Source organism: Natrinema hispanicum, assembly GCF_900111485.1.
Classification (GTDB): Archaea; Halobacteriota; Halobacteria; order Halobacteriales; family Natrialbaceae; genus Natrinema; species Natrinema hispanicum_A.
In genome coordinates this window covers 170,426-188,868 of the sequence record NZ_FOIC01000005.1, presented here as the reverse complement: position 1 = coordinate 188,868, position 18,443 = coordinate 170,426, and the positions used below count along the sequence as shown (strand labels likewise).

Sequence of the window (18,443 nt, the reverse complement as noted above, 5' to 3'; positions counted from 1 at the left end):
AGGTACCCGATTACCCCATTCCATCCAGGCCTAAACGCCGTTATTCTATTAGTACGAGTCGGGATAATACTGGCCGCAGGCGAGTTCTACAGGCGGAGCAGGCCGAGTGCCTCGGGGTCAAGCCCCGAGGCGGTTCACCCGACAGCATCGGTTTGAGACCGGTTCCGATGGAACACACCGTTGTGCCCGCGGGACGGCACGGCGTTCCACCGAACACCCGACCGTATATGTGCGTGCTGTCCCGACTATGGGCCGTGACACGGGCTTCGGCGGACGATGTCTCGGCGATCGACCTCTACTATGAGGACGGCACGATCCGACTGGACAGCCTCGAGCAGTCGCCGCTCTCGCCGTCGTCGCTGCAGGCGACCCTGCCCGACCTCGAGGCGGACCCGCGAACTGACAGCTGGCGGCTTCCCGCCGGTCAGTATGCCGCCCTGCGTGCTGCGGTGGACAGATCGACTGCCGCGATCGACGATCACGTCCTCGAGCTCGAGTCGGTGGCACCTCTCGCGTCGGCGTACGAACTCCGCGACTATCAGCAGACGGCACTCGAGACGTGGCTCGCAACTGACCGCTGGGCCGACGGGCCGGCTCTCGAATCCATCGAGCGAGCCCCCGCCGGCGTCCTCGAACTGCCGACCGGCAGCGGCAAGACCGTCATCGCGCTGAAAGCGATCGAACGGCTCTCGACACCGACGCTGGTCGTCGTGCCGACGATCGACCTCCTCGAGCAGTGGCAGCGCGAACTCGAGCGCGAATTTGGAGGACAGATCGGCCGTTTCGGCGGCGGCGAACAGCGCCTCGAGCCGATCACCGTTTCGACGTACGACTCGGCGTATCTCAAGGCCGGTTCCGTGGGCGACCGCTTTGGCTGTGTGATCTTCGACGAAGTCCATCACCTCGGCGGCGAAGGCTATCGGGAGATCGCACGCCTGCTGGCCGCACCGGCACGGCTGGGGCTAACCGCGACGTTCGAGCGCCCCGACGGCGCACACGAGGTAATCGAGGACCTCGTCGGCCCGCTCGTCCACCGCATCGACGTCGACGAACTCGCCGGCGACCACCTCGCCGACTACGACATCAAGCGCCTCGAGGTGGCACTGACGACCGACGAGCGCGAAGCATACGAGCGAAATCAGGACGTGTTCACGAGCTACCTCGCGAAGTCGGGTATCGACATGCGCAGCGGCTCGGATTATCAAGAACTCGTCAAACGGTCCGGGAACGATCCCGAAGCCCGAAAAGCGCTACTCGCGCGCCAGCGTGCGCGTGAGATCATGCTTGGGAGTGAAGCCAAACTCGAAGCCCTCACCGAGATCCTTGCCGACCACCGCGACGAGCGGATCATCGTCTTTACGGCACACAACGATCTTGCGTACGACGTCAGCGAGCGGTTCCTGATCCCGACGATCACTCACCAAACTGGAGCGGCGGAACGCCGGGAGATCTTGGAGCGCTTCCGCGAGGGGACGTATACCCGGATCGCGACCTCGAACGTCCTCGATGAAGGCGTCGACGTGCCCGACGCGAACGTCGCGGTCGTCCTCTCGGGCAGCGGCAGCGAACGGGAATTCACCCAGCGGCTCGGGCGAATCCTGCGGCCGACGGCGGACGGAAACCGTGCACTGCTCTATGAAGTTGTAAGCGAGGGGACCGGGGAAGAGCGCGTCGCTGAGAGGCGACGCTAATGCGGCGTTTCTCGAGTGTGTAGACGAGCCGTCCGATCAGCCCCCAGACGCCGTCGTGAGTTTCGTACTCGATTCGGAGGGCCGAATCGTCCATCTGTGGTGTTGGAACGGAGCCGCCGTAATCCCGGCGACTGCGCCGACCCCCGTCGTGACCGATCACGAGACGCCGCCGTCCGGGTGACTTTTGCCGTCGCAACCCCGACTCGAGACCGATGCTGACGAAGGACCTGCTGCGCGTCTCGCGGGCCGGCGGGGGGTATCACCCCCAGTTTGCCGACCGGAGCCATCGGCCACTCGCCGCCCGCGTCATCGGCACCTATCAGGGTCACGTCGGCGAGCCGCGGGCGGCGCTGGAGGATGCACTCACAGGACTCGAGCGCGAGGCCGACGATTTCAAACTCGCTCGCGGCCTCGCGGCGCTGGTCGAACGGGAGGCGACGTTCGAAACCGACGCGGCGATCGAGCCCGAACGCGCCCGTCGAGCCGCCTTCGAGGCCGCTGAAGCGGTCGGCGTCGTCACCGAAGACGAGCGCGCGATGGCACTCATTCGTGCGAGCGAATCGCTCGACGTGTCGGCCGACGACCTCGAGACCGCACTGTACGCTGATCTCGAGGAGCGCCAGGTCCTGACTGCAGTCGAACCGCGCTGGGATCCCGACGGGCTGGTCGCCCAGTACAACCTCTCGCTGGCCCAGACGGCGCTGTTCGACGCGACCGAGGTGCGGGTGCGCTCGAGCGATCCCAAAGCGCTGATTTCGGCGATCAAGCGCCTGCGCTTGATGTACGAGATTCGCCGGCTCGAGGGCGACGCTGCGGACGGCGCTGACGAGCTCTCCAACCGCGAGGTCGTCGTCACGGGTCCGACACACCTCTTTCGGGCGACCCGCAGATACGGGACCCGCTTTGCACGACTCCTGCGGACCGTCGCGAGTGCCGACGCGTGGCAGCTCGAGGCAACGATCGACGACCGGGGCACAGAGCGAACGCTTACACTCTCCGACGCGGACCCGATTCGGGTTCCAGACGCTGATCCGGTCGCGGAGGTGTCCTTCGACAGTGGCGTCGAAGCTGATTTCGCGGCTCGCTTTTCCAGTCTCGATCTCGACTGGGAGCTCGTCCGCGAACCCGAACCGCTCGCGACAGGCACGCGGGTGATGATCCCCGATTTCGCCTTCGAATATGCCCACGGTGACTTCCGCGTTTACTTCGAGATCATGGGCTTTTGGACGCCCGAGTACGTCCAGAAGAAGCTCTCCCAGCTCGCCGATCTCGAGGACGTCGCCATGCTTGTCGCCGTCGACGACTCACTGGGCGTCGGCGAGGAGATCACCGCCCGTGACCACCGGGCGATCCCCTACTCGGGGACGGTGCGGGTCAAAGATGTCGCCGACGTCCTCCGGGAGTACGAACGACAGCTGGTTGCCGAGGATGCAGCACAGCTTCCCGACACGTTGCAGCCGGACGACGACGTCATCACGCTCGAGGCGCTCGCCGAGCGCCACGGCGTGAGCGCGGCTGCCCTCGCGGACAAAGCCACGCCCAACCACGAACGGGTCGGCCGGGCGCTGGTTCGGCCTGCCGTCCTCGAGTCGATCAGGGACGACCTCGAGGCCGGGATGGCACTCGAAGGCGCCGAGGAGGTGCTCGAGGCAGACGGCCTCTCCGATGCGAGCGCGGTCCTCTCGCGACTCGGCTACCGCGTCGAGTGGGACGGATTAGCCGGTGGGACGATCGTCGAGCGGTAGCAGATGACCGCAGCGATCGTTATCGATCACTGACGCGGTCGGTGTGATCCCAACATGCTTTGTACGTAGCCTTAAGTCTGCAGCTTCCTTCCACTCGAGCGAGCAGACCCGTGTCTCAACAGTCCGACTCCGAGTCTGTGTCTATCTTGCTCGTTGAGGACAACCCCGGCGACGTTCGCCTGATACAGGAAGCGTTCAGAGCGACAGGGTTCGAGCCGACGTTTCACACGGTCGTTGACGGCGACGCAGCCCTCGAGTTCCTGCGGGAGCACGTTTGCGAGACGGCCGGCCCAAGTATCGACTTGGTGCTACTCGATCTGAACCTCCCCAGGACGGACGGGTTCGCTGTCCTCGAGGCCATCAAAGACGAACAGGAACTGATGGCCTTGCCGGTCATCGTGCTAACGAGTTCGAAAGCGACCGAAGACATCCGCAAAAGCTACGAGCTGTGTGCGAACGCGTATCTCACGAAACCGAGCGATCCGGCTGAGTTCGCTGCACTCGGTCGGGCAGTCGAGGCGTTCTGGATCGACGAGGCGACGCTGCCGTCCGTGTGCTCGTGAGCTCTCGGCGGAGATAAAGCGGTCTTGAAGCTGCTTAGTTCCGGTCGGTCTCGCTCCAATCGCAGTCCTGACACTTGCGGCCCGTGACGAGTTCGGTCACGGATGGCATGTACGTCACTGTCAGGACGGACCCGCCACACGCCGGACACTCCTGATCGGCCTCTTCGATCGAGTCGACTTCCATCACGGAGTCACCTTCGACGATCTCGGCAAGCTTTCTGGCTGTCACCATTCGCCCTTCGACGACGCGATTTTCACTCATGCTCGCAGTGTGGGACTGGACGCTCAAAGCGTTTCCTGACACCGGAGAGAAAGACTGATCCGGGTCGGACCGGAGCCGAGGTCGAGGTTGAAACAGTCGGACGCGGTCCGCCGAGAAGTCTCCATCCAGCGCCTGCGAGGGGACGCTGCTGTGCGGCCGTCGACCCACCACCTACCGCATCCAGTACGGCGGACCGAGACGATATCAGTGTGCCCCACACAGCATGTGCACGGCGTGCACACCGCGGCGCTTCGAGAGTTACGGACTTACTCCTCGCGCTCGAACGGCATCGCTCGTCGCTGGAACGCGTCGAACCGATCGATCGCCCAGTGCCTGACTCGGTCGTCGGTCGACTCGAGTAGCGCCGCCGGGACGCCGCTTTCGTCATGGACGCCGATCTGGACGGTATCGTCGACGATCCCGAGATAGAATTCGATCGCCGCCGGAGCGACCGAGACTGAGAATCCATCGCTGTCGACGACGGCCATGAACTGCTCTGCGATCGGTGACGCCGTCCGAAGCGTCTCTGCGATCGACGTCGTGACGATCAGTTCGACAGTCGCGCCCGTCTCGAGTGCGTCCTGTGTCGTCTCGATCGGCTTGGTTCCGACCGCTGGCAGCAGCAGCCGGGCGTGTGTCACGTCGGCGAGGCTAGCCGCGTGGCGCTCGACCGGTGCGTAGGGCGTGGCCGTCGTGGATTCGACCACGGTCGCGTCGGCGAGCCGCTCGATGTCGAATTCGAACGTCTCCGCTGGGAGCCGCTCGAGAACCGGCTTGAGACGCGTCGCCGCCCCGACTCGCTCGAGCGCCACTGACAGGCCACTCGTGACGAGCGCGCCGGCAGCTGTCAGCTCGTACTGTCGATTCCGTTCACGAATCAGCCCTCGATCGATCAATCCCTGCAGGCTTCGTTGTAGCGTCGTCCGGACGACGTCGACTTCGGCGGCCAGCGAGTCTCTCGATGCGATACCGTCCTCTGCGAGTGTTTCGAGGATCGAAACGCGACTCGGGGATCGGGCCACGAACTCGAGCGTCCCGATCGCCTCCCCCCTTCGATCGGCCATCACACATTGACCCTCCGAGCGAATCCACTTTATCGCTCTGGCCCTGGAGGCTAGCAACGGAGCGTCGGAATCGCGTCCTCTGAGCGGTCGGCTTGTGCATGCGGGCACAATCATATAGATGCGCGTGTCCGACTACTGGTGCATGGAGACGCGATGGGCGACCGTCGACGGCGTCACCCTCGAGCTACCGGTTGACTGTACCGCCGGTGAACTCCGGGCAGCCCTGTCCAAGCCAGACGACGCCGTCTTGATCGCGGTGACGGGGGATCTCGTTTCGATCGTCAACGACCAGGAGCGGCCGCTCTCGGAGCTCATCGCCGGCTGTGCACACACGTATTACTTCCGACGGCCGTGCGAGCCGGCGCGGAACGAGTTGGTGGCAACGCTGGACCTCGAGACGGCCCTCGCGGAGTCAGACGACGAGCAATCGGGGGCCGAGACAACGTTCGAGCATCCCGGAATCGACCACTGAGACGGACTGCTGTCACGGGTTTCCGGCGTAGCCAGACGGCGGGTCGCGGCCGGCCGGCACTGACTGACAGCAGCCCGCATGAACCGGCGGCCACCCGCTATCGGACTCAGTTCGTCACGACTTCGACCGGATCGTCCACGCAGAGCGTCTCGCCGCAGTCGTGGTCGAGAACACGCGTGAGGATCGTCAGCGAATAGTAGTGATCGAACGCGTCGGCGTCCGCCCAGTCGGGAAACGCCGCTTCGCGACGCCGAATGAACCGCTCCCGAAAGTCCGGTGTCACTTCGCCAGTATCGGGGTCGCGCTGGGGGACGATACATCGGGCACACGGTTTGACACCCTCGAACCGGACGCCACCGATCTCGAACGCTGGCGCGTCCGCGCCGACGAACTGATCCTCCCAGAACGGCTCGACGCCGCCGATCTCGATGTTCGTCCGGAGTCGCCGGCGCACGTCGTCGACCGTCGTCTCGTCGAACCAGTCGGCGACGGTCCGAAGCGTCGCCGTGCTGACCACCGACGGCCCCATGTCGCGTCGGTCGACGAATCCCAGCGATCGATCCCGCTCGAGCGAGAGGTCCACGTCGAACCACTCGCTAAACCAGGCCGTTGCGGTCTCGGGCTCGTTCTCGAGGTCGAACCGTCGGTGCTCACCATCAGGCGTCGCAACCGTGAGCACAGCCGTCTCCGGATCGAACCCAGTATCGAGATCGTGGACACGGGCAGTTCGTTTCCCGTTGATCACCTCGCCGTCGGCGTCGAACAACGCGAACTCCCGGTCGTGTTCGATGGTCCCACCGTCGAGGACGGCCGCTCGCTCGAGGTCGATGCCGTCGAGTGCCTTTACCGGATAGGCCCTGAGCCGCTCGAGTCGTGCCATTGATGGTTCGTATCGACTGCTGTCGCATTACAGTAGCGACTGCACCGGGGTCCGTTACTGGTCTCTCGCGAGCAGACGGCAGAGGAAAAATGGAGAGCAGCAAACAGGGAGAGAAGATGCCGTCTCCCACTCAATCGATCGTAACGACAGTATCCCCGGTTTCGTCAAACGAAATATGAATCTGGTGGCCCGCGTACGTGAATTCAACGGTGCCAGAACGACGTCTCCCGGACGCAGTCGTTTCAAAAACCGTCGCGAGTGCATCGGGATCGACTGCATCGAACAACGGAGGTAACTCTACCGGTTCGGTTCCCTCGAGTGCTGCGACGCCAGTGACGACTCGTTCGTACACCTCGTCAGTGTCGACGGCAAGCGTGTGCACCATTGCAAGCTATCGCCACATCTCTCCATTAGTAGCTTTCGGAACATTTATTATTAACAACCATTATGGAATGGCGCTAACATCCGAACACGGGCCGCAGACAGGCCAAACCAGGCTTTTGTGTCTGGAAACCGATACACGAATGCGGCTATCATGATCAAAGCCCACGTTTACCTCCCAGTTTGTGACCGTGTTCCTTGCCCGCCCGCCTGAAGGCTGGCAGGATACCGGCGGCGACAGAGAGGAGACGGAAATCGGGCCATCGACGGACGACGCGGGGGGCAACGAAACGGGAGCCGACAACGAGACGGACGATGCCTAGTCGTCACTCTCTGCTCTCGAGCGTGCGACTAGATCGCTTCGGCCTGGAACAGGAGGTCGAGACCGCAGCGAGCGATACTCGCTGATTACGCCGTCTCGAGTTCGAACTGTTCGTTCTCGGAGACGATGTTGAGCACGATGCTCGTGTTCGACTGCTTGATATCAGGGTCGGTAATCAGAGACTTGATCTCGTCGTTCATGTCATCCGTATCTTTGAACTTCCCGATCGCGATGACGTCGTAGTCTCCCGTCACTTCGTAGACGGAGATCATCTGCCGGTGATCTTTGAGCGTCTGTGTGATTTCGGGGAGCGCACTCCCTTCGGCTTTCAGTTGCATGATCGCCGTGACATCGTAGCCGAGCGCGTCATAGTCGACCCGTGGTGTGTAGCCTTCGATCACACCCTCGTCCTCGAGAGCAGAGAGATGGTTCGAGACCGTCGTGACGGAGACATCGAGTGTTTCAGCCAGACTTCGGAGACTGGCCCGACCGTCACCAAGAAGTTCGTTTACCAGATCTGCATCCAGATGCTCGTAGGTCATTAGCTGGTCCAACGTACGCCACGTACTAGAGGTTTACGAACATCCAGTTCTACCCAGGGTCAGTGAGCCGATGTCCTATGGTAGACGGCAGTCTCTTGCATAGCTGTAGATTAGTGGGACCAATGCCAGCGTTCGTATCTGTCGGGAGGATCGTGTCACTGTCTCTTAGTTTTCGATCGTCACCGGGGACGCTGTCGTCAGTCGTGCTCGAGTCGACTGCTGACTTGTCGATGGACCCGATCCGGACATCGTCACCGGCTACCGGAACTGACGGCTATCGAATCGTGAAAGTTCGGTAGAAGTGCTCCGTCTGGGATTTGAACCCAGGTCATCGGCTCGAAAGGCCGAAATGATTGGCCGGACTACACCAACGGAGCGATCCGTCACACACCTTGTGTGCAACTCATCGTTGCCGGGGGCTAGTAAAAAGCGTTCCGTTCCGAGTCGACGATGGCACGCTCTCACGCACCCATCAAGGCACCAGTCACTGTCGGAAGCGTGACAGTCTGCCGAGTCCCATCACGAGATTACGCTCGGTTTCCAACAGATTGGATCGAGCCGATCGCGGGGGGCGTGGGCGTACGAGGTGTATTGCTGTCACCGCACACTGGCCGCCTCCTCAACGCTTTTGATCCCCGGTACCCATTCCACCGAGCATGAAATACGTCCGCTTTCGCGATCCAGCCGGCGCAGTCCGTCGCGGCGAATACGAGAACGGAACCGTTCACTTCGCAACCGAGAGCTACGACCTCGAGAGCGACGAAATCGACGTCCTGCCGCCGTCGGAGCCCTCAAAGATCGTCTGTATCGGGAAGAACTACGCCAAACACGCCGCCGAACTCGATTCGGAGGTCCCCGATCGGCCGATGCTCTTTCTCAAACCGCCGAACACGCTCGCGGCCCACGGCGATACCGTCACCCTGCCGGCAGGGAAAGACCGCATCGACCACGAGGCCGAACTCGGCGTCGTCATCGGCGAGCAGTGTCGTCACGTCTCCGAAGCCGATGCGATGGACGTGGTCGCGGGCTTTACCTGCGTCAACGACCTCTCGAACCGCGACGACCAGCGCCAGGAACAAAACTGGATCCGCGGCAAGGCATTCGACGGTGCCGCACCGATGGGGCCGGTTCTCGCGAACCCCGACGAAGTCCCCGAGGATGCCGCTGTCCGAACCCGCGTCAATGGCGAGCTCAAACAGGATGGCTCCCGCGAGAACCTCATCTTCCCCATTCCGGAGCTGATCGCCGAGATCACGACCTACCTCACTCTCGAACCAGGTGACGTGATCGCGACCGGCACGCCCGAGGGTGTGGGTCCACTCGCCGACGGCGACGAGATCGAGATCGAAGTCGAGGGTGTCGGGACGCTCGAGCACTCGGTTCGGATTCCCTGAGAGAACGCTTCCATGACCGTCCACTTCGACGCCGTGACCGTCGATTGGTTCGGCCTTGCGACCGTCCGACTCGAGGGCCAGACAGGCGCGGTCGTCTACATCGATCCCGGGCCCGAAGAGTACGGTGTCTTGGACGGGCTCGAGCCCCGCGACGGGGACCTGATCCTCGTCAGCCACGATCACCACTACGACCCCGACTCGATCCGACGGGTCGCCCGGGAAGACGCGCTGATCGTCGTTCACGAGTCGATCGACGCGAGCGAGAACGACCGCGTCGAGGGAGGTCCCGACGACCTGCCGTTCGACGTCGAGCGCGTCGGCGCGGACGAATCGTTCGTCCTCGGGCCGCTCGATCTGTTCACGACGCCAGCATACAACGATCCCGACGGGCCACACGTCGACGATGACGGGCGACCCTACCATCTCGAGGGAGCGGGCTGTGGTTTCGGCATCACCGTCGATGGCGTCACTGCGTTCTGGCCCGGCGATACTGACGTCCTCCCGGTCCACGAGGACGTGCCGGTCGATTGCTTCATCCCGCCGATCGGCGGCACGTTCACGATGGATCGCCACGACGCGGCAGCGCTGGCCGCCCGGCTCGAGCCGGATGTCGTGCTCCCAGTCCACTACGACACGTTCGCAGCGATCGAAACCGACGCCGACGCGTTCGTTGTCGACGTTGCACGCCGGGGCGTGCCGGTCGTCCTCGACGAATAACGGATCATCCAACGCCGGCGCTGCGCTCAGACGCCGACGCGTGACCAGCCAAACGCCGCGAGAACGACGAGCGCGAGGACGCCGACCACGAGCCATTGACCGAGTGCACTCTCGATGAACAATCCAAAGATGTCGATCGCAGAGCCGGTTGCCTGCAGAAGCCCCAGTGCCAGCACGAGGACGAGCGCGATCGATATCAGACCGACCGTGGCCCCCTGTTTCAACATCCACGCGGTCTCGTCGGCCTCCTGTGCGCCGGACATCGTTGGTTCGTCGATCGCCTCCTTGTCAGGGTCGCTGTGCATCGGCCGTTGGCTGTCGTTTTCATCCGTCATAGCACAGTTCTAGACGGAGACTGGCGATGTAGCCGGGAACCGGTTGCACCTGCAGACACAGGCAATCACGGAACAGGTGAATCAGAGCGTGTCGGAAAACAGCAGTAAACGCGTACCTCGAGAGCGGACTCGATACGCCGCTCTAGAAGACGCCCATCTCGGTGAGCCGTTCGGGGAGATACGTCTCCGTCACGAAATCCAGCCCGTGAGACGCCAGTGCCTGCTGTTCGGACTTCTTCCCGAGGTCGAGTTGCAGTTCGATCTGTTCCTCCCAGTAGTCGGTCTGGAAGCGGGGGTCCTCGAGTTCGCTCTCCAAGGCGTTGATGTCCGAATCCGAGAGCGGGTCGGTCGGCAGGTCGTACTCGACGATGTCGGCGGGCTGGATGCCGATGAACTGCGCCTCGGGGGTCGCGAGGTACTCCGAGAGGTGGGCGGACTTGATCGAGCCGTAGGCGACCGAGCCGTAGATGCGGTACGACCACGGGTCACCGTCCGTAAAGACGGTGACGGGAAGGTCGAGTTCGTCGTGGAGTCGCTTCGTGATCCGGCGAGTCGCCCGCGCGGGCTGGCCCTTGAGGTGGACGAGCAGGGCGTTGTACTCGTCATCGAAGCCGTTCTCGACGAGTCGGTCGCGCATCCCGCCGGTCTCGACCGCGAGGATGAAGTCGGCGTCACAATCGAGGAAGTCGATCGTGTCGGGGTTGTTCGGGATCTGATAGCCGCCCTCGCCGACGTCTTTCTGACAGTGGATCTCGCGTTCGCCGCGGCGAGTCTGTTCGCGGAGGTGCAGCGGTCCCATGAGCGTCGCGCCCGACTCCTCGGGGCGCATGTGGAAGTCCTCGCGGGTGACCCCCGAGACGATCTCTAAGTCCTCGATGAGGCCGTTCGATTCGTCCTGATCCGAGAACTGGGCTTCCTCGTTGTCCCAACTCTCAGAGAGGTAGTAGAGTTCACGCAGGGTCGAAGAGCGATCTTCCTCGAGTTGGTCGGCGAGGAACTCGATGGTGTAGACCGCCTTCAGGAGCTTTCGCGCCCCCCGAACCGAGTTGGCCGAGCGGGTCGACTCGCGGTCACCGTAGACCCAGACGTCCTTGTCCTCGTCGTACTCGATGTTGTTCTTCGTCCGCGTCGGAACGGACATGTGCGGGATCTCGCCCAGTTCGAACTGGTCGTAGAACTGCGCTGCGAGATCGATCAGCTGCTCTCGTGCCTGCTGGTCGTTGTCTGCACTCATTGTTTTACCGTAAGTTTCTCGCTTTCGACGCCTTTCACGTCCAGATCGAACGTCGCATCGTCCGGCACCTCGTACTCGAGTGTGGCCTCGTCGTCGCTTCCCACCTCGGGTTCCCACTTGACGAACCACTCGCCGTCCATCTCGACGACGGTCGCGCTGTCGGAGAGGTTCGTCGGTTCGGCCGAGACGATGTCGGTGATCTCGAGCGATTCGTTCGTACTCGAGTTGTTTTCGACGACGACGGAGATGGCCTGACCGTCGCCGTTCGCTTTGGTCTGGCGTTCGACGAGCACGTTGTTCATGATGCGAGCGATCGCGTCGTCGATGTCGGGTTCCTCGCGGCCGGTGACCTCGGCGACTTTCGTGGCCATCTCGGGGAGGATCTTCCCGAGGACGTTCTGTTTCTTCCGGCGTTTTTGCATCGACCGGCGCTTGTTCAGATAGCTCTTGAGCTCGCGTGCCGCCTCCCGAATGGCGAGTTCGATCTCGTCTTCGATCTCGGGGACGTTGGCGATGGCGTCTTTCGACTCGCTGGTGAAGGGCACGTTCGTCGAGGCGACGTGGATCATGATCACGACCGGCCCGTTCGGCAGGCCGGAGCCACCAGGCTGGTTGAGCCCGTAGTTGCGCCAGCCGATCGTCTTGACCACGTCAGTCGTCGCACAGGCCCCCCGCTGGTAAACCAGCGGGACGCGGTTTGCAAAGCGCATGACTTCTGCGGTCCCTTCGGCCGGTAGCTCCCCACCGTAGGCGATGCCGGCCTCGACGATGAACGGATCGCCGCCGGAGACGCCAGCGTCGCGCGTCGCGGAGGCGTAGAAGTCGGCATCGAACTCTTTCTCTAAGCCGGCAGTGATGAGGTCTTCTGAGATCGGGGAGAGACACCGCGTCGGCGGGGCCATGATATCGGTCGCGCGCATCGCGTCGACGAGGTCGCTGGTGGCGTCACGGTCGCCATTGAGTTCGCGGACGAGCGGTGGCTCGTCTGGCACCGTCGCCATGACGTCCCAGACGGCCTCGACGACGTTTTCGCGAGCCGTCTCGCCGAAGGAGACCTCGTCGTACTCCTCGGTCAAGTCTGCGGCTCGGTCGACGAACTCCCGAAGCGTTGCGCGTGTGAGTCGATGGCGATCGTCCTCGAGATCCTCGAATTTGCCCGCGAGCCGGTCTGCGAAGGCGTGGATCGTCTCGTCGTCTTTCCGCGTGCTCGTCGCGTCGTCTGCGAGGTCGTAGAGGTCGGCGACCAGCCGCGAGTCGCCGTCTTCGCCGACGACATCGTCATCCGCGCCGGCAGCGTCGATCAGTGCGAGCCAGACGGCCTCGACGGCGTTTTCGCGGACGGTGTCACCGAATGTCGTTCCGTGCTCGGCTTCGACCGCTTCAGCAGCCGATTCGACGGCCTCGAGCAGTTCGTGGTGAGCGATGCGGTCCTCGTCTGCGACCGCGTCGGCGATGGCGTCGGCGAAGGCCGTCGTCGCCTCGGGCCCTTTGTTGGCCGTTGCGTCCTCGACTGCGGCGGCGAGATCGACGTCGTCGTGTGCTGTGGGCGGCCGCCAGCGCATCTCGCGGCCGTAGTGACGATCACGGAACGCGTCGATGATCGAGTCGGCGGTCTTCTTCCCAACACGAGTGAACTCCTCCTGAACGAACCCCGAGACCGTCTGGGAGTCCGTCGCCGCCAGCATCTTCATCACAGTCCCGAGTTCGACGCCGTGGGGGTGTGGACGGATTTCTTCAGTTTCCTCGGGGAGTTGGTCGGTCGCGCGCTCGAATTTGAAATGTTCCTGGGGTTCGCGCAACTCGAGGCGGGCGTGGGGGTTGACGACCGCCGTATGCTTGATGTAGTCGTGGAGTTGCCCGCGGGCGCGCATATTGGCCTCCATCTCGAGTTCGATGCGGGTGCCGTGAGGCCGGTCCCACGTGGTCGTCTCCTCGACGCTGATCTCGGGTTCGTTTGCATCGGTGTCGACGATGAGCTCGAAGTACTGTGCCTCGCTCGAGCCCTGGGTTCGGCTGGTGATCTTGGCGGGTTTCCCGCTGGTTAGTTGCGAGTAGAGCACGGCAGCGGAGATCCCGATCCCCTGTTGGCCACGGGATTGTTCGCGTGCGTGAAAGCGAGAGCCGTAGAGCAGCTTTCCGAACACCTTGGGCAGCGAGTCTTTGGTCAGTCCGGGCCCGTTATCCTCGACGATCAGGCGGTAGTAGTCGCCGGCTTCCTGAATCTCGACGTAGATATCCGGGAGAATACCGGCCTCCTCGGCGGCGTCTAAGGCGTTGTCGACGGCCTCCTTGACGGCCGTGACGAGGCCTCGAGCGCCGCTGTCGAAGCCGAGCATGTGCTTGTTCTTCTCGAAGAACTCGGCGATGGAGATCGACTGCTGGCTCTCGGCCAGCTCCTCGGCGATCCCCGGCTCGTCACCGAGTGTCGACTGGAACGACGTCATCGTCTCCCTGTACTAACGGCGGGGCTAAAAGCTGTGTGCTACCGGAGTGAAAGTGAATCGCAAGGGATTTCGTGGTAGTTCGATGCGTAGTGGGGCCTGGAGTTGCCCCGTTGATTGGTCAGAACGTGATAATCTCGGAGCCGTCGTCGACCAGCGAGCGAATGCTGGGATGGCCGCCGTTCTCGTCGGCGGTGATGATATCGGCCTCGTCGACGATGTCGTCTACTCCGAAGGCGTTGGCACAGTAGTCACAGACGATCACTTCGTTGCGTATCGACCGATAGAGGGCGTGATAGTCGTGACTCTCGTCTTCGAGTTCCGGAATCCACTGCGTTCCGGCACCGTCGAAGAGCAACGCTACCTCGTCGTTGGGGTTGTCGGCGAATTCCGCGGCCGTCTCGAGGCCGTTGACGAGCCGGCCGAGGTCGGCGTGCGAGTCCGTCCCCGCCAAGATGACGATTGCTGCGGTTGCCATTGCAGCCGGGACTGCGGTCCGGGAGTAGAAAAGCCGATGTCGGTCGTGTATCGCGTTTGCAGATCCGGCGACGATTTACTGGCTGTGGTCGTGTCCGTGTTCGTGGCCGCCACGAGTGAACTGCCCCGCGAACGCTCGCTGGACGACCTCCGAGAGCGCGGGGTGGATGTGAACCGATTCCCGGATATCGTAGATCGTCCCGGATCCGGCCGTCATCGCTACGACGACTTCTTCGATCAGGTTCGAGGCGTCGGGGCCGATGATGTGACAGCCCAGGATCTCGCCCTCGAGGTCGATGAGCGGCTTGACGAACCCCTCGGCGTGCATCGCGCTCCCGCGGGCAGTCTCCTCGTATCGATACGTTTGTTTCGCGTACTCGCGGTCTGCGGCGCGTAGTTCCTGTTCGGTCAGCCCGACGCCGGCGACCTCCGGCGAGGCGAAGACGGCAAACGGTATCGCCGTGTAGTCGACCGGCTCGAGGTCCTCGCCGAACAGATTGCGCATGACGGCCTGGGCTTCGTGGTTCGCGTTGTGTTTCAGCAGGTACTCGCCGACGATGTCGCCGAGCGCCCAGACGCCGTCGGCGGTCGTCCGTAGGTACTCGTCGGTCTGTATGAATCCGTCGCGGTCGGTTTCGATACCGGCGGCCGCGACGTTCAGCGTGTCGGTGTTGGGAACGCGACCGGTCGCGACGAGCAACTCGTCGCCGGTGACAGTGATGGTGTCCCCCGGGCGTGCCCCGCCGCCATCGTCGTAGGTGTAGGGACGCGCCTCGACGGTGATCGGGTCCTCGCCCTGCAGGACCGCAGTAGCCTCGTAGCCGGGATAGATATCGAATCGATCCGCGTAGCGCTCGGTGAATTCGACGGCAACTTCCTCGTCGGCATCGGGAAGCAGGTTCGGTCGCCGACTGATGATTGACATGTCGCTGCCGAACGCCCCGAAGAACTGCCCCAGTTCGGCGGCGATGTAGCCGCCGCCGACGATCACGAGGTGGTCCGGCGGGCTCTCTAACTGCAGTGCCTCGGTGCTGGTGAGGTAGTCGACGGTTTCGATGTCGTCGATCGGCGGAATCGCGGGGCGTGTCCCTGCTGCGACGAGGACGGTATCCGCGGCGAGGCGCTCACCGTCGTGGCTCTCCCCGTCGAGTTCGATCGTCCGTTCGTCGACGAACCGGCCTTCCGCCTCGTACAGGTCGATCCGATCCGACGAGTGCAGACCGCGCCGGATCGCGTCCGAACTGCCGTGGACGTCCTCGGTGACCTCACGGACGATGTATGCAAACTGAACGTCGTTCACCGTGGCGTCGATGTTGAACTCGTCGGCGCGCTCGATCGTTTCCATCACGTCGGCGTGATACAACAGCTTCTTCGAGGGGATACAGCCGCGATTGAGACAGGTCCCGCCGAGTCGCCCTTTCTCGACGACCGCGACCGACTTCCCCTGATTCGCCGCCACGTTTGCCACGTCGAGCCCGGAGCCGGAACCGATAACGAGGAACTCATACTCCTCCATACCGCCGGACACGACTCGCAGCGCAATGAAGACCAGTCCGGGACACTCCGGGATGCGAGCGAATTCTATCGACAAACAGTCGAGCGTCCAGAGCGGGCTGGCTCACTCCTCGAGCGGCGGCCACTCCCATGCGTCGGCTTCGACGACACCGAGCAACCGGCGGCGGCGGTCGGTCAACTCCGCGATGGAGTCGGCGAACGCCGGATCCGAAACGGTCGGAATGTCGTCTGCACGGAGCCGCTCGAGGTTCGGCGATCGGGGAACCGCCGGCTCGGGCTCGATAAAGGACTGATCAAGCGTCTCGAGGTAGCTTTCGACGCTCGAGCGGGCGCTCTCGACGACGGCCGGATCGGGACTCGCGTCGTCCGGGATGGCGCATCGAAAGAGCGTGAGCGACTCGTCGAAGATGGGGACAGCCACGGCCGAGGCGCGTTCGCCCTTCTCGCTGTGATAGTAGTGCAAGATCGGATACGACTTGTGCTGCTCGGCGAGGGTGCTCAACTCGCTACCGAGCGTCTCGAGGGTTCGCTCGAGGCCGTCGAAATCCTGGCCGTTCCAGCCTGCGCGGACGAACGCCTCGCTTCGGCCGCCCAATCCCGTGACGGTGGTGGCGAACGATCGCTTGTCCGAGACGGCCCCAAGCACGGTGAGAACGTAGGAGACGCCGAGCGTGACAAAGGCCATACCCGAGGCCGTCGTGAACGCGCTGGCGACTTCCCAGACGTCACCGCCGTACAGCGGGGTGTAGTCGCCGTTTCCGTCCGTGAACATCGTGTAGGCGACGTAGTAGAACCGCCCCCACCAGTCGGCGGTCCCGCCGGTGCGCGTGTCGATCAGCGCAGTCGGATAGCTGGCGAAGATAAACGTCCAGCCGACCCAGATGAGGCCGATCCACAGCGCGAGTGTCAAGGCGAGGGTAATTGGGCCGGCGAGGCTGAGCGCTCGGTCGTGGTCCCGCGTTACGGCGCGGAGTCCCCGCCAGATGCCTGTCGTGAATCGGCCGGCAATTGGCCCTGACCCGCCGTCGACCCAGAGGGTCGTCCAGAGGATGTCGACGATTCCGCCACCGAGCAACGCGACGCCCACGGCGAGATAGAGCGGGTTCATTCGACGACCGCTCGCTGCTCGACGACCTCGGCCAGCACGTCCGCGATTTCCGCGTTCGTTTCGGGGCTGTAGTGGCCGCCCTCACCGCGCTCGACGTACAGCGACTCGACGTCGCCATCGTCTGGCGAGAGGTGCGTCGCCATGTCAATCGTCGTCAACTCGTCGTACCGATCGTCGAGACGTTCCATGAGGTCGCCATAGATCGGCCCGTGATCGGCCTCGTATTTCGCGTAGCGAAGCTGCTGGACCATCACGAAGACCGGCTCGAACTCCTGGTCGTCCGCGTAGTCGACGAACTCCTCGATGAGCGCGTCGAAGAGCGGTTCGTGGGTCTCGAACAGCCGCTCGTGGTATCGCACCCGGGGCTGTTCCAGCCGCAGCGCCGACTGCGTCTGTGCCCGATCGAAGTCGATTCCAGGGACCGACCGGCCGAATCGGCGCTCGAGTTCCTTCCCGGCCGTGTAGCCGGCGTACCGGAGGTGTTCTCCCTTCTCGAGGAAATCTGTCGTATACGGCCGCGTCGCGAAGTGGGGCTCGAACCAGTGGTCGTAGTGGAAGTCGTACGCACGGAGGAAATCGGCCTTCGACTCGAGGTCGAGCAGGTCTGCTTTCTCGTCGACGGGGCTCTCGACGCGCTCGAGGCCATCGTCACCCAGCACGTACCGGGGTTTGACCGCCAAGATATTGCCGAACTCCTGATAGTGTTTCCAGACGCTCAGAATGCGCGCGATCGAGGAGGCGGTGACGACCATGAAGACGTGGTCGGTCGGATCCTCGGGGTATTTACGCTTGAGTCGCATGAGCGCTTGATCGAGCCCGTAGTTGCCACCGCCGTAGTTGGCAACGTGAGTGTCGAGCTCCGCTGCGAGATAGTGTTGAAACGTCTCGTCGTTGTCGACCTCTCGGCAGAAACAGTAGGAATCGCCGTAGGTCGAGACCGTGAGATCGGCGTTCTCGTCGCGGTCTTTCGCGGGACAGACCCGACTGGCGTACTCGTCGGTCGAGTAGGTCACCACGCTGCGGACCTCCTCGCCGGGGAGGTGGTCGCCTGTATCTTTCTGTTTCTCCCGGTTCGGCTGCGGGACCCACCCGAGTTCCGGGTCGAAGCTGCTGAACTTCCCCAGTAATTCCCGGTCGATCTCGGGGAACTCCTCGGTGGCAACTGAGGGAAGCCGCTCGAGCGCTCGATACGACGTGACCTCGAGGACCACTATGCCACCGGCGAGAGCGATCGCTATCGCGACGAACGGAAGCATCGGCTCATCGTACCGGGACGGCGGGGAAGGGGATTGTGCCGGAA

At 63.2% G+C, this 18,443-nt stretch carries 19 protein-coding genes and 1 tRNA gene; 7 read left to right on the top strand and 13 right to left on the bottom strand.

The annotated features are described in order from the left end of the window. Positions 1-227: 227 nt before the first annotated feature. The 3 genes from BSG09_RS07295 to BSG09_RS07285 all read left to right on the top strand — a co-directional run bounded on the left by BSG09_RS07295 (position 228) and on the right by BSG09_RS07285 (position 3,999). Entirely contained in the window at positions 228-1,691 is a 1,464-nt protein-coding gene (locus BSG09_RS07295) for a DEAD/DEAH box helicase family protein (RefSeq protein WP_092931642.1), read from the top strand. A gap of 212 nt (positions 1,692-1,903) precedes the next feature. Further along, positions 1,904-3,436 carry a DUF790 family protein gene (locus BSG09_RS07290; RefSeq protein WP_092931640.1) on the top strand — a complete coding sequence of 511 codons (1,533 nt, stop codon included), beginning with the start codon at positions 1,904-1,906 and terminating at the stop codon, positions 3,434-3,436. Between the two features lie 110 nt (positions 3,437-3,546). Continuing rightward, the gene (locus BSG09_RS07285) at positions 3,547-3,999 is read left to right on the top strand and encodes a response regulator (protein WP_092931638.1); all 453 of its coding nucleotides are present in this window, start codon (positions 3,547-3,549) and stop codon (positions 3,997-3,999) included. 34 nt (positions 4,000-4,033) lie between these two features. Here BSG09_RS07285 and BSG09_RS07280 read toward each other — a convergent pair whose 3' ends face one another. After that, positions 4,034-4,261 carry a DUF5795 family protein gene (locus tag BSG09_RS07280; protein WP_008012393.1) on the bottom strand — a complete coding sequence of 76 codons (228 nt, stop codon included), beginning with the start codon at positions 4,259-4,261 and terminating at the stop codon, positions 4,034-4,036. A gap of 266 nt (positions 4,262-4,527) precedes the next feature. Continuing rightward, entirely contained in the window at positions 4,528-5,325 is a 798-nt protein-coding gene (locus tag BSG09_RS07275) for a helix-turn-helix transcriptional regulator (RefSeq protein WP_092931636.1), read from the bottom strand. A 142-nt stretch (positions 5,326-5,467) separates the two neighbouring features. Between BSG09_RS07275 and BSG09_RS07270 the strand changes: the two genes are divergently transcribed. Continuing rightward, the gene (locus BSG09_RS07270) at positions 5,468-5,797 is read left to right on the top strand and encodes a hypothetical protein (protein ID WP_092931634.1); all 330 of its coding nucleotides are present in this window, start codon (positions 5,468-5,470) and stop codon (positions 5,795-5,797) included. Positions 5,798-5,903: 106 nt separating this feature from the next. Here BSG09_RS07270 and BSG09_RS07265 read toward each other — a convergent pair whose 3' ends face one another. Both BSG09_RS07265 and BSG09_RS07260 read right to left on the bottom strand, forming a co-directional pair. Further along, positions 5,904-6,677, bottom strand: a complete 774-nt coding sequence (locus tag BSG09_RS07265; RefSeq protein WP_092931632.1) for an MOSC domain-containing protein — start codon at positions 6,675-6,677, stop codon at positions 5,904-5,906. A gap of 130 nt (positions 6,678-6,807) precedes the next feature. After that, positions 6,808-7,062, bottom strand: a complete 255-nt coding sequence (locus BSG09_RS07260) for a HalOD1 output domain-containing protein (protein ID WP_092931630.1) — start codon at positions 7,060-7,062, stop codon at positions 6,808-6,810. A 181-nt stretch (positions 7,063-7,243) separates the two neighbouring features. Between BSG09_RS07260 and BSG09_RS20725 the strand changes: the two genes are divergently transcribed. After that, positions 7,244-7,381, top strand: a complete 138-nt coding sequence (locus tag BSG09_RS20725; RefSeq protein WP_175542161.1) for a hypothetical protein — start codon at positions 7,244-7,246, stop codon at positions 7,379-7,381. 85 nt (positions 7,382-7,466) lie between these two features. Here the strand turns inward: BSG09_RS20725 and lrp are convergent, their stop codons facing one another. Both lrp and BSG09_RS07250 read right to left on the bottom strand, forming a co-directional pair. Continuing rightward, entirely contained in the window at positions 7,467-7,934 is a 468-nt protein-coding gene (lrp, locus tag BSG09_RS07255) for an HTH-type transcriptional regulator Lrp (protein WP_463508214.1), read from the bottom strand. Between the two features lie 290 nt (positions 7,935-8,224). Then, positions 8,225-8,299 (bottom strand) — tRNA-Glu (locus BSG09_RS07250). Positions 8,300-8,578: 279 nt separating this feature from the next. On the opposite strand from BSG09_RS07250, the gene BSG09_RS07245 reads away from it, so the two are divergent. Both BSG09_RS07245 and BSG09_RS07240 read left to right on the top strand, forming a co-directional pair. After that, positions 8,579-9,316 carry a fumarylacetoacetate hydrolase family protein gene (locus BSG09_RS07245; protein WP_092931626.1) on the top strand — a complete coding sequence of 246 codons (738 nt, stop codon included), beginning with the start codon at positions 8,579-8,581 and terminating at the stop codon, positions 9,314-9,316. Positions 9,317-9,328: 12 nt separating this feature from the next. Then, the gene (locus BSG09_RS07240; protein WP_092931624.1) at positions 9,329-10,033 is read left to right on the top strand and encodes an MBL fold metallo-hydrolase; all 705 of its coding nucleotides are present in this window, start codon (positions 9,329-9,331) and stop codon (positions 10,031-10,033) included. A gap of 26 nt (positions 10,034-10,059) precedes the next feature. Here the strand turns inward: BSG09_RS07240 and BSG09_RS07235 are convergent, their stop codons facing one another. The 7 genes from BSG09_RS07235 to BSG09_RS07205 all read right to left on the bottom strand — a co-directional run bounded on the left by BSG09_RS07235 (position 10,060) and on the right by BSG09_RS07205 (position 18,399). Beyond that, complete coding sequence (locus tag BSG09_RS07235) at positions 10,060-10,368, bottom strand: hypothetical protein (RefSeq protein ID WP_092931622.1); 309 nt, start codon at positions 10,366-10,368, stop codon at positions 10,060-10,062. 142 nt (positions 10,369-10,510) lie between these two features. Then, on the bottom strand, positions 10,511-11,602 hold the full coding sequence (locus BSG09_RS07230; protein ID WP_092931620.1) for a DNA topoisomerase IV subunit A: 1,092 nt from the start codon (positions 11,600-11,602) through the stop codon (positions 10,511-10,513). Continuing rightward, the gene (locus tag BSG09_RS07225) at positions 11,599-14,046 is read right to left on the bottom strand and encodes a DNA topoisomerase VI subunit B (protein WP_092931618.1); all 2,448 of its coding nucleotides are present in this window, start codon (positions 14,044-14,046) and stop codon (positions 11,599-11,601) included. The genes BSG09_RS07230 and BSG09_RS07225 overlap by 4 nt, the downstream gene beginning before the upstream one ends. A 118-nt stretch (positions 14,047-14,164) precedes the next feature. After that, a complete protein-coding gene (locus BSG09_RS07220; RefSeq protein ID WP_092931616.1) occupies positions 14,165-14,521 on the bottom strand; it encodes a DsrE family protein in 357 nt (118 codons plus the stop codon). A 75-nt stretch (positions 14,522-14,596) separates the two neighbouring features. Next, positions 14,597-16,036, bottom strand: coding sequence for a dihydrolipoyl dehydrogenase (locus BSG09_RS07215; protein ID WP_092931614.1), 1,440 nt, complete (start codon positions 16,034-16,036; stop codon positions 14,597-14,599). A gap of 102 nt (positions 16,037-16,138) precedes the next feature. Further along, on the bottom strand, positions 16,139-17,143 hold the full coding sequence (locus BSG09_RS07210) for a hypothetical protein (RefSeq protein ID WP_092931612.1): 1,005 nt from the start codon (positions 17,141-17,143) through the stop codon (positions 16,139-16,141). Then, positions 17,140-18,399 (bottom strand): hypothetical protein, encoded by a 1,260-nt coding sequence (locus tag BSG09_RS07205; protein ID WP_092931610.1) that lies wholly within the window; start codon positions 18,397-18,399, stop codon positions 17,140-17,142. Before BSG09_RS07205 ends, BSG09_RS07210 begins: the two co-directional genes overlap by 4 nt. Between the last annotated feature and the right edge of the window lie 44 nt (positions 18,400-18,443).